The organism is Chryseobacterium sp. FG46, from assembly GCF_057809135.1.
Window position 1 is genome coordinate 42395 of sequence record NZ_JBMDJJ010000027.1, and the last position, 13401, is coordinate 55795.

A 13401-nucleotide genomic window follows, 5' to 3' on the forward strand; every position below is an offset into this window, starting at 1 on the left:
TAATTAAATTTTGGCAGTTGGTAAATCAGCATATTTTTCTACATCGAAATCCTGGAAAGCAATTTTCTTTTCAATTGTATAATGCTCTCTTCCCAGAATATCATTGATGATATAGGAATTACGGTATGCAGCCATTCCCAGATCCGTAGAAATGTAGCTGTGGGTATGAACTTCAGCATGAAGCACATAGATTTCGCCTCCGTTGTGGTCTATTGAATAATTTCTGTTGACATCAAACAATCCACTGGAATCTCTTTTTATTCTATCCTGAATATTTTTCAAGAATGCAGGCTCGTGATAGCGGTATCCTGTTCCCAGAATCAGATAATCAGCTTCCTGATCATAAGGGACTTCCTGTTCCAGTTGGGTAAATTCAAGATTGATGAAGTCCGGATTACTGTTGTCTACTCTGTTCAGCTGGCTGTTAGGAATAATTTTAAGATTAGGATCAGCATTGTCGATATTCAGATCATAAATAAAATCGTAGATATCATTGATCAGGTCGTAATTGATTCCTTTAAACTGAGCTTGCTGCTTGCTTAAAATGGTTTTCCTTGCAGATTCGCTTCTGTTGTAGAAATATTCAACATAATCAGGAGAAGTAAGTTCCAGCGTCAACTTAGAATATTCCATAGGGAAAAATCTGTCCGGACGGGAATACCATCCCAGTTGTGTTTCTTCATTCCTGTTTTGAAGAAGATCATAAAAAACTTCTGCTGAACTCTGGCCAGAACCGATAATTGCTATTTTTTTGCCCTGAGACAAAAGTTCTTCTTTTCTATACAGATAAGAACTTGTATGAATAACACGGGAATCATCCTTCGGAATGAAAGAAGGAATATGAGGCTGTGTCCCTGTTCCTAAAATCAGTCTTTCCGTTTTGAAAACCGTAGTTTCTTTGGTTTTGGTGTGAATCGTAGTTACATGATATAAACCATCTTCATAAGTAATATCCACTACCTGAGTAGAAAAACGGCATTGTGGAAGCTGTTGAATGACCCATTGGCAGTAACGGTTGTATTCTTTTCTCGGAATGAAAAAATCTTCTCTGATAAAAAACTTATACAGTCTTCCGGTTTCTTTCAAATAATTCAAAAGGCTTAAAGGATTCGTAGGATCAGCCATGGAAACGCAGTCACATAAAAATGGGGTCTGCAGGGTTACATGGTCAATCATCAGTCCCGGGTGCCAGTCGAAACCATCTCTCTGGTCCAGGAAAAGGGTTTTCAGTTCTGAAATCGGATTGGATAATGCGGCAAGTCCCAGATTGAAAGGACCTATACCTATGCCTATTACATTGTATACGGCTTCGTTAGTCATTTTTTGTGATGTTTGTGGTGATTTGTACCTCTTTATTCTGCGGGAATTTTTCCCAGTACCATTCTCGGTAACAGAAGTTCAGATTGGCTTTTTTATGAGGCATTTCTATTACTTTATCTACTTTGAAGCCTACATGAGCTTTGTTCATCATAGACGCAAGAGAGTCTACAGATCCTTCTCCTACCATTTTTCCTACCTGTGGCTGTGCAAAAACATAATCAACCATAGATTGAGTGGATGGAGATACAAATTTCTTTTTAGGATCAGTAGGTGCTATGAACTGGTGCGTTCCGTAATCTGTAGGCAGCACTTCGTAATAATTGCCTACGATATCTCTGCAAGCCCAATATACCTCAATATTACAGGAAGGTTCATCATTTCCTGCGATGATATAACTGTGCGCTTCATCACTTGGAAGCATCAGTCTGTAATACGTTTCCAGTTCATCAATAGGCCAGTTCATCTGCCAGATTTTTACAGCATGTTCACGGTTGAACCATTCGTGAAGCATTTCAAGGTCATTTTCCAAATCTATAGGACGCATACTCATGGTCACATCTTCTTTCTGGAAGTATCTTTTAAAGAAAACTTCTGTTCCCTGTGGATTGATTAACTGATCCGAGAAGAAATGTTTGTGAAGAAGGTTCGGAACTTGAGCATAAGAAATTGAAGAAGCATTCACACCTCCATCCACATCAGCAACTGCCGACTGAAGGTTTGATTTTACAGCCCAATATCTTTGATTCAATGCATAATCCGTTAACGATGAAGGTTCAGTTTCATGGAGGTTTTCAAATTCTCTGTACAGAATATGGATCAGTCTTCTTTCTTTTACCAATCCTGATTTACCTATTGAAGCAATCAGTGCGCTCAGGTTACTGACCAGAAGATGGTGGGAAATAATGTCCAGAAGACGCTCATCTCTGATGAAAAGATCTTCGATTTCAGGATAATTTTTGACCAGAGATTCATATTTTCCTTTGAAGCTTTCTTTGATCAGATAACCTTGCCCGTCTCTTACATAAATAGACTCAGGAAGAAGTTGATTATCCAGCTGAACAAGCAGATTCTGCTGATGAACTTCCGGCGCCATGCCTAATTGATCGTACAACCTGTTTAAGGGCGAAAGTAACAGATTTACATACTTTTCAAACCACATAATAGCTGCTTTTTCTGTATCTAGCCCCATTTGATTGGCTACATTTTTAAAGAAATGAGTCGTAAAATTGAAACCATCTGTAGATTCATCCTGGCAAAGTCTTGCTAATAAAATAACTTTATCTCCATTGGAAAAAGGATTTTCACGGAGCAGTATATTCAGGCTGTCCATATTTTTTCCTTTATAATTAACGCTTAATGTGGAAGGTTCCAGCAATAATTTAAAATTCGGGAAATTTTGTTCAAATGATGCTTTTTGATGCTGCCACCAGATGGCAGAAGCGTATCCTCTGTTGAGATCTTTTAAACTGTTGGTTCTCACAGAACCTGTCATTAAAACATGTAGGGAAAATTTCAACATCCAGCTGAAATCCGGATTGTATACCGTTCTTATGGAAGATGTTGCATAAAAATCATCTCCCAATGGCCCGATGTGAATGATTTTTCCGGAACCGAGCATTTCAGGATATTCTTCTGTTGATAAAAGATACTGTGCTTCCCAGGGATGGCATGGAACGATATAAAAATCATTGATGTTTTCAAAATCATAACTTTCCGGTATGGATACCCATTTTTGGAAGATCTCTTTGGCCGAAATCCCCGGAAGAGATTTTTCCGTGATGCAGTCTTTATGAATCAGGAAATAATCCAGCTGAAAACCTTTTCTGAATTCAGGACCATATAAAAGCTGTTCTTCCTCGGAGAATCCCATTCTTGATTTGGTGAAAGGATGCAGATTGTGTCCCGCAGGAAGCATTTGCTCAGATTCCAGGAAAGAATAGGTTAAAAGCTGATCATCCTGAAGACAGGCTTCTGTTGTCAGTTCCAGATTTCTTAAGCTGCTCTGAATTCTTTCTACAAAGTTTCTGAATCCTGTTTCATTGGTTGTATCCGAAAACTCTTTGTACACCAGCTCAGTCAGTTTTTCATTATTAACTTCAAAAACTTCTTGATTTTGGTGGTCTACCGCCCACAAAACAGGTCCGTATTCATGAAAAAGAGTTTCGGAACGATAAGAAACCGGAGCAAATAAAAACAGTCCGCTTTTCTTCATTTCAAATCTCATAAACAGTGAATAATCGCTGTTCTGGAGAGCTTTTGCTGTGAGAAGATCATATTTCGAAACTCCCTGATAGAATTTTCCGTTTCCCAGTTCTCTCAGCATTCCGTTCAGCAGAATTCTGAAAGTAATTTCCCGGGCTTTTTCTCCTGTTTTATTTTTCTGAATTAAAGTCTTTTCCATATTTTTTGATTGTGGTGAGAATTTGATGAATGTCTTCAGTCGTAGTAATAGGGTTCAGGAATGTAAACTTCAGATAGAAGTTCCCATCCACTTTTGTACTTGCTACAAGGATTTCTCCGCTGTAGAACAGTTTCATCTTGATGTACTGATTCAGGGCATTCGGATCACCGATTTCCGGATTTATGTATCTGAAAACAAGAACACTTAAGTCAGAATCTGAAAGAAGCTCAAAGTCTGCATCTTCAGTAATCATTGCAGCGGCATCTTTGGTAAGATCAATCACGGTGTCTGTGTATTCTGCCAACTGTTCTTTCCCCATCATTCTTATGGTAAACCAAAGCTTTAAAGCATCAAATCTTCGCGTACTCTGGGTAATGGATTTATTGATCTGTGCCGGAATTTCCTCTTCGTCCATTTCTTTCGGATTCAGATAATCAGCATGATGTTTAAGAATCAGCAATTCTTTTTTATTTTTAACAATAAAAGCACTGCTGCTGATGGGCTGGAAGAATGATTTGTGGTAATCAATCGTTACGGAATCTGCCCTTTCAATCCCATTGATCAGATCTCGGTATTTTTCACTTAATAATAAAGCGCAACCATACGCTGCATCTACGTGCATCCAGATATTATAATGCTCTGCAATATTGGCGATATCTTCCAGGGGATCAATGTTTCCAAAATCTGTAGTTCCCGCTGTCGCCACGATTCCAATAGGAATATTTCCTAACTGCTCTTCTCTTTTAATATATTTTTTCAAAAGAGAGATATCCATACGGAATCTTTCATCAGTAGGAACTTTAACAATACTTTTCTCGCCCAATCCCATAATAGAAGCGTTTTTCAGATTACTGAAGTGAGATTTATCCGAAACAAATATTCTGAAACGGCTTGCCTCCACTGGAAGACCATCCATTTTAATATTGTGGTTATATCTTTTCTGAGAAAAGCAGTCACGCATCATCACCAATCCCATTAAGTTGCTCTGCGAGCCTCCTGCCGTGAAAACGCCATCGCTTTCGTTCGTATTATATCCGATCTGACCTGCAGTCCAGTCAATGAGTTTTCTTTCCATAAAGGTTCCTCCTGCGCTCTGATCATAAGTATCCTGTGATGAATTGATAGCACTTACAAGAATTTCTCCTGCCAATGCCGGGATTACTACAGGACAGTTAAGGTGCGCCACATATTGCGGAAGATGAAAAGCTGTGGCATGTTTTACATAGATTTCATCTACTTCTGCCAGAAGCTCATTATAATTGGAAAGTTTTTGATTAAGGTCGATCTGTTGTACCATTCCTTTCATTGTTTTAGCTTCTATACCACTGAAAGGCTTGTTGTTTCTGTACAGGAATTCCTGAACGAGGTCTAAAGTACTGTTGACAGCATTACGATAATGATCATAATTGTCAGGATGAAAAATATTCCCGAAATCCTCCGAAATGTGAGGTGAAGTGGTACTTGCTAGCTCTTCAAGGGATATTAAATTGTTGTTCATAAAAGTTTTGTAATGTGATTTTTTAAATCTGTGAATTGTTGTGGTTTTTTTGATATATTATTTTATATACCTGATAGTCAGTTTTTTAAATTTTACATTTTTTATTATATTTTATTTGGTGATTGCATAATTATTACTAAATTTGACCCTGTTATTATTATTTAGAATAATTAAAAACAAAGATATAAATTATTAGTTAACACCAAATTTATTTTTAATGAATTCTACAGAAATTTTAGATAAAGACTGTTCAACAGCGGTAAAACTGCTTCCTACGGTCATAAAAGTCACCTCTCAGGAAAGAAGAATGATAAAAGATGCGGCGCTGCATCTTCAGAAAAAGTATGACACCTATGAAAACCGTGATTTTATAAAGCATGTACATCAGCTGGCTTCTTATTTCTTACCGGAGAGAATTTTAAATATAGCGGCTGATTTTGCAAGTGACTTTTCAAAAAATCAGTATGGTGCACTCATCTTTACCGGATTAATGGACATCGATCAGGAGAATATAGGTTCTACGCCTTCCAACTGGCAGTCGGCAGATTATTCAAAATTCAATTTATATGGTTTTGCCTGTGCGCTTATTCATGGTGCACTTCCTTCAAAGCCTGTACAATATTATTCACAGCGTAAAGGAGGCGGACTGATCCATGCCATTATTCCTGATGAAAAAATGAAGGAAACACAGACCGGATCAGGGTCTTCTACAGATTTGTATGTACATACGGAAGATGCTTTTCTGAAACATCAGGCCGATTTTTTAAGCTTTATGTATGTGCGAAATGAGGAACAGGTTCCTTCTACTCTATATTCAATCCGTTCTCATGAATCTATCGGAGAAAAATACAGACCTCTTTTTGAACCAATTTATAAAATCCCGAAAGATGCCAATCTGGAAACAGGAAATAGTGAAGAAGAGACCTTGGATTCTGTTTTGTATGGTAATTACAGCCTTCCGTTTATGCGATTTGATGCTGCCGAACAGCTTTTCAATCCCAGCATAAGACAGTCAGATGAAGCGCAGAATACGCTGCATGAGTTCTGGGAGGAAGCCCGACATTTAATTTACTCAGGATTTACGCCTCAGGCTGGAGATGTTATACTGGTCAATAATCATTTATGCGCTCACGGAAGATCGGCTTTCCGGGCAGGAGTAAGAAAAATAAACGGCATTGAACAGCCGTGTGAAAGAAGAATCATGCTTCGTATGATGAGTAAAGTAAGCCTTATTGATATGAGAGCACACACGCTTACAGAAGATCCATTCTTCGTTATAGAAGAACATTTGGGTAAAAACTTTCAACACTTTTAAAATGCTGACCTGTTAGCATTTTTGAACATTCAATCAATTTAAATCCTTTTTGAGCAGTACTCAAAAAGGATTTTTTTATTTGGTTTTCACTTCATTGATCCTTGTCAAGGTTTAAAACCTTGACAAGTGTTAACGGATACAAGGTATTAAGTTTATAATTTTACTGTTTAAAAAACCTGTCAAACAAAGACAACTGTTCAGACAATGATCTGCTCCAGTATTCGGTAACATGTCCTCCCAAAGATTCTGTGTAGAGATGCTGGATCTTCATTTCTGTCAGTTTTTTATGAAAATTTCTGTTCATATTAATCATCTGGATGTCTTCTGTACCGCAATCGAAAATATACTGCTGCCCTGCTTCTGCCATCTGCTTTATTTTACTGTCGGTAAGGAAATTGGGGTTGATAGATTCCAGTGGTCCAAGTACTTTATTTACCATATATTTCTGATACCCTTCTCCGAATGAATTGAAATCCAATGCTCCGCAAGAACTTCCTACAATACCAAAAGTTTTATTATAAGTAACTCCGATATTGGTGGCTCCATAGCCTCCCATACTCCATCCCAAAATTCCACGGAATTTTTTCTCTGCTTTCACAGGATAATTTTTATCAATGAATTCTACCAGTTCTTTTCCGATAAAGGTTTGATATTGTGAATCCTTAACGATTGGACTGTCCACATACCACGAACTGTAATTTCCATCCGGAAGTACATAGATTGTTTTCAATTCCTGTGCTTTTTTTACCAGATCCGGAATATCCTGCTTAATGATTCTGTCCGGATTGCCACTGAAACCGTGAAGAATATAAACAGACGGATACTTCGTATTAGGCTGAAGATTGGGAGTGATGATTACTGTTTTGATTTTTTTATTCATTTTCGGACTGAAAATTTCCTGATGAATAATTTTTTGTGCGGATAACTGTACAAATGCAGTCAGTACAAATAGAATGTTGATGAGCTTCTTCATGCTGAAAAATGTTTAATTAATGATAATCACAGGTTTCACATTGTAAAACATATAATGTACCAATGATCTTTTGTCAGAACAAAATTGCAGCAGAAAAAGAGAAAAAGCCTCAACATATGTTGAAGCTTTTATTAATTTATTTTCAGGTTAAATTCAAAAATATCAGTTGATTTCCTTTCTGATCCGGCTTAGTTGCGTGGGTGTTATTCCAAGATAAGAAGCAATGTGATGCTGTTTTAGTCGATTATAAAGTGATGTATTTTCAAGCAATTGCAGATACCTCTTTTTTGCAGTTTCGTATTTGAGGGAAACTTCTAAAGGTTCTTTTTTTACTACCCAGTTTTTTTCCAGATAATATAGATGAAAAAGAGCCAGATCATGGTGTTTTTCCAGCAATTCACGGTAGGCTTTTGCAGAATATTGTATCACCGAGCAGTCTTCCAGTGCAATAATAGTGAAATCGCTGGGTTCATTTTTAATAATAGCTGCTGTAGAAGCTACGAAGTTGTTTTCTTCAAAGAAGATTTTATAAACATTGTTTCCAAGCTCATCTACTGTGTAATAGCCAATCAGTCCTGACTTTAGAAAGTAATAATATCTGGCCATAGAACCAGATTCCAGCAGAAGATCATTCTTATGATAGTATTCTTCTGTACAGATATCCAATACATCTTTAATCGTTTCTTCGGATAAAGGATAATACTGATTAATATGTTTTACAAATTCTGAATGGTTCATTTTGGTATTTAGAAGATATAAAGAATTGTATTACATAATCATCTGTGAAAATCTGTGTAATCAGTGGTTAAATACAATCTTTCTATTTTGAAGAAAATTAATCCAATACTTTTTTCATCATCAGATCCGTCTGTTCTTCTTCCCCAAGCCTGAAAACATGCTTATCAAACTCAACGAATCCATTCTTTCTGTAAAATTGTAAAGCTCTCAGGTTTTTTTCCCAAACCCCAAGCCATAAGTATGATTTACCAAGCTGCTCAGCTGTTTCCAAAGCCTGGTTATAAAGAAGCTGGCCCATTTTTTTACCGTGATGGCTTTTCTTTACATAGATTCTTTCAATTTCCAGGCTGGTATCATCCTGAAGTTCTGTCTGGGCGCTGCCGGTATTTACTTTCAGATAACCTACGGGATTGTCTTCTTCCCAGGCAATATAGAAATGGGAATCTGGATTATTGAGTTCAGATTTTATCTTTTCAGTATTAAAACTTTCTTCCAGATATTTTTTCATGGCCTCCTCTGTATTATCTTCTGCAAAAGTTTCAGAAAATGTTTGTATCCCTAAACTTTGTACAATTTCCAGGTCTTCAGCCGATGCTTTGTTAATAATGATTGAGCTCATGATGGTAAGAATAAATGTTATGAGAAAAGAATTTCTTTAAATGCTTCAGAAGCCAGGTGCACCTGTACACTCCAGTCGTCTGCGGCATCACTTCCGGCATCATCAGAAATATATTTCAGACATAGAAACGGAATATTTTCCTTTTGGGCAATCAATGCTAACGGATAGGCTTCCATGTCTACAATATTATAATCGGTTTCGGAGTGGTTCATTTCAAAACTGTCACCACTTCCACAGATTCCTTCTTTCAGGGTATCCATTTTAAGACCATATTCCAAAACAGGCGGAACTCCGGATAAAGGGGTCTCATAAAGTTGAAATCCCAGCCCTCTTACATCCATATCTCTCTGGATGAATTTTGTACAGCATACTACTTCTCCTTTGTGAAATCCTTTACTTCCTGCAGATCCTAAATTCACAATCAGTTTAGGTTTTCTTGTATGAATTTCTTTGGTTAATTCAATCGCTGCATTTACCTTCCCGATGCCTGTAATTAATTTATTTTTATCGTCAAACACAGTCCCCGCTTCGGAATCTAATGCAAAAACAAAAAGGGTGTCATCAATTGAATAATGAGTTTCGTTGTTAATTTTTATCATTGAGAAATCAGATTTATACAGCTGTTATCACTGTAATGCAAAGATACGAGACTCTATTCAATTAAAACCCCCAAAATAGTTTTATTTTGGGGGTTAAATATCTTAGATACTGCAGCCGTCTGCATCACAGGAAGCTCCGTTTTCGCCGGAAAGATCCTTAAACGGACTCACCGTTTCTTTATAAGTCTGTTGCAGTGCATTTTCAAAAACTTCTGCAGGCTGAGCACCGGAAACAGCATATTTACCATTCAGAACAAAGAAGGGAACTCCCGAAATACCATTGTTTCTTGCCTCCTGAATATCCTGATTCACTTCATCATCCAATTGATCCGTTGTAACAGCCTGTTTTGCTTCTTCCTTATCCATTCCTAAATTTTCGGCCAGCGCCACTAAAACCTCTGCATCTCCTACATTTTTCCCGTCAATAAAATGAGCAATAAATAATGCTTCTTCCATTTCATTGGATTTGTTGTACTTTTTGGCTAAATGAAGCAATTTGTGGGCACTGAAAGTATTGGTGATTAAAGTTTTTCCAAAATTAAAATCAATTCCGGCTCCCTTTCCCATTTCAGTTACCTGCCCAAGCATTTGGGCAGCCTGAGCTTCCGGGAATCCTTTTTTTTCTCTGAAATATTGTATCGTATCCTGAGTTTCTTTCGGATCTAAGCTTGGATCCAGCTGAAAACTCTTCCACTCCACTTCTACTTCATCTTTAAAAGGAAGCTTATTCAAAGCCTGCTCAAAATTATTTTTTCCGATATAGCAAAACGGACACATCACATCCGACCAGATTTCTATTTTCATTCTATTTAATTTTAAATCAAATTAACAGTGCAAAGATAGAGTATTTTATTTAATGTAACAAAAATTATTACAGTTTAAATCTAACTGGCTTTATGCTTTATTTACCTTTTTACAGAATAATAAATGAGCAACTAATGCAAGTACTCCAAATACAGTTCCTACAAAGCATACACCAGTCCATTGAGCTTTTTGCCAGGCGATAGAAGCCAGCCAGGTTCCCAATGAACCTCCTATGAAATAAGAAACCATATACACTGTATTCAGTCTGTTCACAGCGTTTGATTTAATCAGGAAATAATTGGTCTGATTCATAATGTGGCTTGACTGTACTCCCAGATCCACAAGAACTACTCCTATAATCAGTCCCCAATAGGTTTCTCCTGCAAAATAGGTAAAGCCCCAGCTTCCTATAACAATCAATAAAGAATACAGGATAATTCTATTAATATCCAGATACTTTTGCAATTTCCCCACTTTGGCTGCAGCTAAAGCGCCTACCGCTCCTGCCAATCCAAAACTACCTACTACAGATGAGCCGGCATTAAAAGGAGGCTTTTCCATGTGAAAAACCAGCGTGGTAAACAGAGCACACATTGATCCAAATGCCATAGCTCCACGGAAAGAAGCCAGCTGAAGAACAGGCTGTGTTTTCGCAAGCTGAGCAACAGAACGCATCAGTTCACTGTAGGTACCTTTAAAGTTAGGAGACATTTCAGGAAGCATTTTATACACAGCCAGCCAAACCAGAATCATCAGTCCTGCTGCAATACCAAACATGGCTCTCCACCCCCAAACCTCTCCTACAATTCCTCCTATAAAACGGGAAAGAAGAATTCCCAGCAATAACCCTGACATTACCAGCCCGATATTGGAAGATTTTTCTTTATCTGAAGAAAGTTCGGCCGCAATGGGTACAAACAGCTGCGGAATAACTGACGTAGCTCCAATCAATAAGCTTGCTGCGTATAACATCCACAACTGAGTCGCAAAAGTCATCCATAAAAGTGATCCAAAAACCAGAAACAGATCGATTAAAATTAATTTCTTTCGAAAAAATTTATCTCCCAACGGAACAATCAGCAGCAATCCCAATGCATACCCAATCTGGGTAAGTACAGATATTTTACTTGCAGCACTCTCAGAAACCTGAAGTTCTTCAGAAATGAGTGCCAATAAAGGCTGGTTATAATAATTATTGGCCACCACAAGTCCGGAAATAATAGCCATAAGCCAGATAACAGTCCGGGAAATACCATGGGAAGAACTCTCCTGCATTATATAAAGTTTTTATTTGATTTGAAAGCTGTCTGACAGCAGATTTTTAAGAGATCAAAGATAATCATTAAAAAAAGAATTAATCCGCTTCCTTTCTTTATCTTTTTATGAATAACGCAGGATTTTGAGATAAGTTGAGTGATTTCAGCATTCTGCCTGTTTGATTGTTTTTATGGATAATATATATTGACGAAAATCTTTTTGAATATTAGAAATATTAAGGAAATTTGTGGCATGAAAATCATTCCACTTAAAGAAGGCAATTTTTCGGCAAGCAAAACCAAAGACTTTACTCTTTTAACAGAAGAAAATTTCGATAAAACCGGAGGAATCAAAATGTCTGTCCAGCCGTTTCTCATTATTACTGAAAATGATTATATCCTTTTGGATGCTGGAATTGGGTGGAAAAACGAGTCTGGAAAAACTGTTGTTTCAGAAACTCTGGAAAGGGAAAATATCCGTCCCGAGCAAATCACAAAATTGTTGTTATCTCATCTTCATAAAGATCATATTGAAGGAGCTGTGAAAATTACAGAAAATGGTTTTGAAGCGGCTTTTCCAAATGCTCAGATTTATATCCAGAAACGGGAACTGGGCTTTGCGGTGGAAAATAAAGGAAATCCTTCATTTGACTTTGATCTATTGGAAAAACTTATTAAGCTTCCGAATATTACGTGGATGAATGAAGATCAGGGGAAAATTACTGATGAAATTTCCTATGAAGTGGTGGGCGGACACACTCCTTTCATGCAGGTTTTCTGGGTCAGAGACAATGAAGAAACAGTCTTCTATGGTGCTGATGATCTGCCACAGGCCTCTTATTTAAAATATCATTTAGCCTATAAAAGTGATTTTGATGGCAAAAAAGCAATGGAATTAAGGCTTAGATGGGAAAAAGAAGCAAAAGAAAACAACTGGAAGATTCTTTTATATCATGATCTGGATCAAGCTGTAATAGAAATTTAAATTCAGAAAAAATGGTTTAAATTTCATTAAACCATTTATAAATATCAAATTCAGAAAGAATATTCAGTTTTTTTCTGATCCTGTTTTTCCTGTTTTGTATTGCTTTTGGAGTTACAAAGATGCAGGTTGCAATCTCTTTAGTTGTCATATTAAGCTTAAGATAAATACAAAAGATTAATTCGGAATTTTTAAGGGAAGGCTGTATATCGGATAACTTTTTAAAAAAATCAGGATAAACCAGTCTGAATTTATTCAGGAGACGAGGAGAATTAGATTTGGCCAATGCCATTATCTCGTCTTGTACAAGAATCTTTTGTTTTAAATCCTCTAAGTTAGTTTCAGGGTTTCTATTTTTCATAATACTTTTTCATCTCTACTTATCTCAGATGCAATAAATTTTGCGCATCGCATAAAGTTTTTTATCTGATCAATCTGTTTCCTGATAAGGTAATATCGTGAACAAAATGATTCCTATATATTCAAAAATTACTTGTTTTTTTTTAATGTAATCTAATGACCAACAACATTTAGTTGTATTCAACAAATGATTAGAAAAAAAACATGACCTATGAATTTCGGCTTATTTTTATACTGGCAAAGAAAGAAAAAATGATTAAAATTTTGTTAAAACCGTATACCACATAGATACCACGTTACATTTTGAGCTAAAATATCATAACGGCTTTTATCAGGTCGTTTACTCATTATCTGCTTTGTCATTTTGCCATTGTAAATGTAATACGTTTCTATGTTTACTTTTTATGATCTGGATCAATGTTTTCAGCGTATTCATACCGGAAATAAACAGAGTTTTAAACAACAAAAACCGGATCGAAACCCAGTCATGGTCGGAAGAAATTTCCGACCATTTTTTATGTTTTAAAGACTTTTGC

General features: G+C 36.7%; 13 protein-coding genes. 2 read left to right on the forward strand and 11 right to left on the reverse strand.

Annotated features, from left to right (window positions below; genetic code table 11):
• Positions 1 to 3: 3 nt before the first annotated feature.
• The 3 genes from ACODR7_RS17530 to ACODR7_RS17540 are packed head-to-tail and all read right to left on the reverse strand — an operon-like array spanning position 4 to position 5219.
• Positions 4 to 1320: a lysine N(6)-hydroxylase/L-ornithine N(5)-oxygenase family protein gene (locus ACODR7_RS17530; RefSeq protein WP_488841034.1), complete on the reverse strand. Its 1317-nt coding sequence runs from the start codon at positions 1318 to 1320 to the stop codon at positions 4 to 6.
• Positions 1313 to 3721, reverse strand: coding sequence for a GNAT family N-acetyltransferase (locus tag ACODR7_RS17535; protein ID WP_488841036.1), 2409 nt, complete (start codon positions 3719 to 3721; stop codon positions 1313 to 1315). Before ACODR7_RS17535 ends, ACODR7_RS17530 begins: the two co-directional genes overlap by 8 nt.
• Positions 3693 to 5219: a pyridoxal phosphate-dependent decarboxylase family protein gene (locus ACODR7_RS17540; RefSeq protein WP_488841038.1), complete on the reverse strand. Its 1527-nt coding sequence runs from the start codon at positions 5217 to 5219 to the stop codon at positions 3693 to 3695. Before ACODR7_RS17540 ends, ACODR7_RS17535 begins: the two co-directional genes overlap by 29 nt.
• A gap of 217 nt (positions 5220 to 5436) precedes the next feature.
• Between ACODR7_RS17540 and ACODR7_RS17545 the strand changes: the two genes are divergently transcribed.
• Positions 5437 to 6534 carry a TauD/TfdA family dioxygenase gene (locus ACODR7_RS17545; protein ID WP_488841040.1) on the forward strand — a complete coding sequence of 366 codons (1098 nt, stop codon included), beginning with the start codon at positions 5437 to 5439 and terminating at the stop codon, positions 6532 to 6534.
• A 160-nt stretch (positions 6535 to 6694) separates the two neighbouring features.
• On the opposite strand, the gene ACODR7_RS17550 is transcribed toward ACODR7_RS17545, so the two are convergent.
• From ACODR7_RS17550 to ACODR7_RS17575, 6 genes are all read right to left on the reverse strand, one after another.
• Positions 6695 to 7507: an alpha/beta hydrolase gene (locus ACODR7_RS17550; RefSeq protein WP_488841042.1), complete on the reverse strand. Its 813-nt coding sequence runs from the start codon at positions 7505 to 7507 to the stop codon at positions 6695 to 6697.
• A 162-nt stretch (positions 7508 to 7669) separates the two neighbouring features.
• On the reverse strand, positions 7670 to 8245 hold the full coding sequence (locus ACODR7_RS17555) for a Crp/Fnr family transcriptional regulator (protein WP_488841044.1): 576 nt from the start codon (positions 8243 to 8245) through the stop codon (positions 7670 to 7672).
• Positions 8246 to 8342: 97 nt separating this feature from the next.
• Positions 8343 to 8864: a GNAT family N-acetyltransferase gene (locus ACODR7_RS17560; protein WP_488841046.1), complete on the reverse strand. Its 522-nt coding sequence runs from the start codon at positions 8862 to 8864 to the stop codon at positions 8343 to 8345.
• A gap of 17 nt (positions 8865 to 8881) precedes the next feature.
• Complete coding sequence (locus ACODR7_RS17565) at positions 8882 to 9463, reverse strand: 5'-methylthioadenosine/S-adenosylhomocysteine nucleosidase family protein (RefSeq protein ID WP_488841048.1); 582 nt, start codon at positions 9461 to 9463, stop codon at positions 8882 to 8884.
• 102 nt (positions 9464 to 9565) lie between these two features.
• A complete protein-coding gene (locus ACODR7_RS17570; protein WP_488841050.1) occupies positions 9566 to 10267 on the reverse strand; it encodes a DsbA family oxidoreductase in 702 nt (233 codons plus the stop codon).
• A gap of 90 nt (positions 10268 to 10357) precedes the next feature.
• On the reverse strand, positions 10358 to 11542 hold the full coding sequence (locus ACODR7_RS17575; RefSeq protein WP_488841052.1) for an MFS transporter: 1185 nt from the start codon (positions 11540 to 11542) through the stop codon (positions 10358 to 10360).
• A 234-nt stretch (positions 11543 to 11776) separates the two neighbouring features.
• On the opposite strand from ACODR7_RS17575, the gene ACODR7_RS17580 reads away from it, so the two are divergent.
• Positions 11777 to 12508 carry an MBL fold metallo-hydrolase gene (locus ACODR7_RS17580; protein ID WP_488841054.1) on the forward strand — a complete coding sequence of 244 codons (732 nt, stop codon included), beginning with the start codon at positions 11777 to 11779 and terminating at the stop codon, positions 12506 to 12508.
• 16 nt (positions 12509 to 12524) lie between these two features.
• On the opposite strand, the gene ACODR7_RS17585 is transcribed toward ACODR7_RS17580, so the two are convergent.
• The gene (locus ACODR7_RS17585) at positions 12525 to 12866 is read right to left on the reverse strand and encodes a helix-turn-helix transcriptional regulator (RefSeq protein WP_076594770.1); all 342 of its coding nucleotides are present in this window, start codon (positions 12864 to 12866) and stop codon (positions 12525 to 12527) included.
• 339 nt (positions 12867 to 13205) lie between these two features.
• Positions 13206 to 13401 (reverse strand): hypothetical protein (locus ACODR7_RS17590; RefSeq protein ID WP_488841055.1); only part of this gene is annotated, 196 nt, incomplete at its 5' end.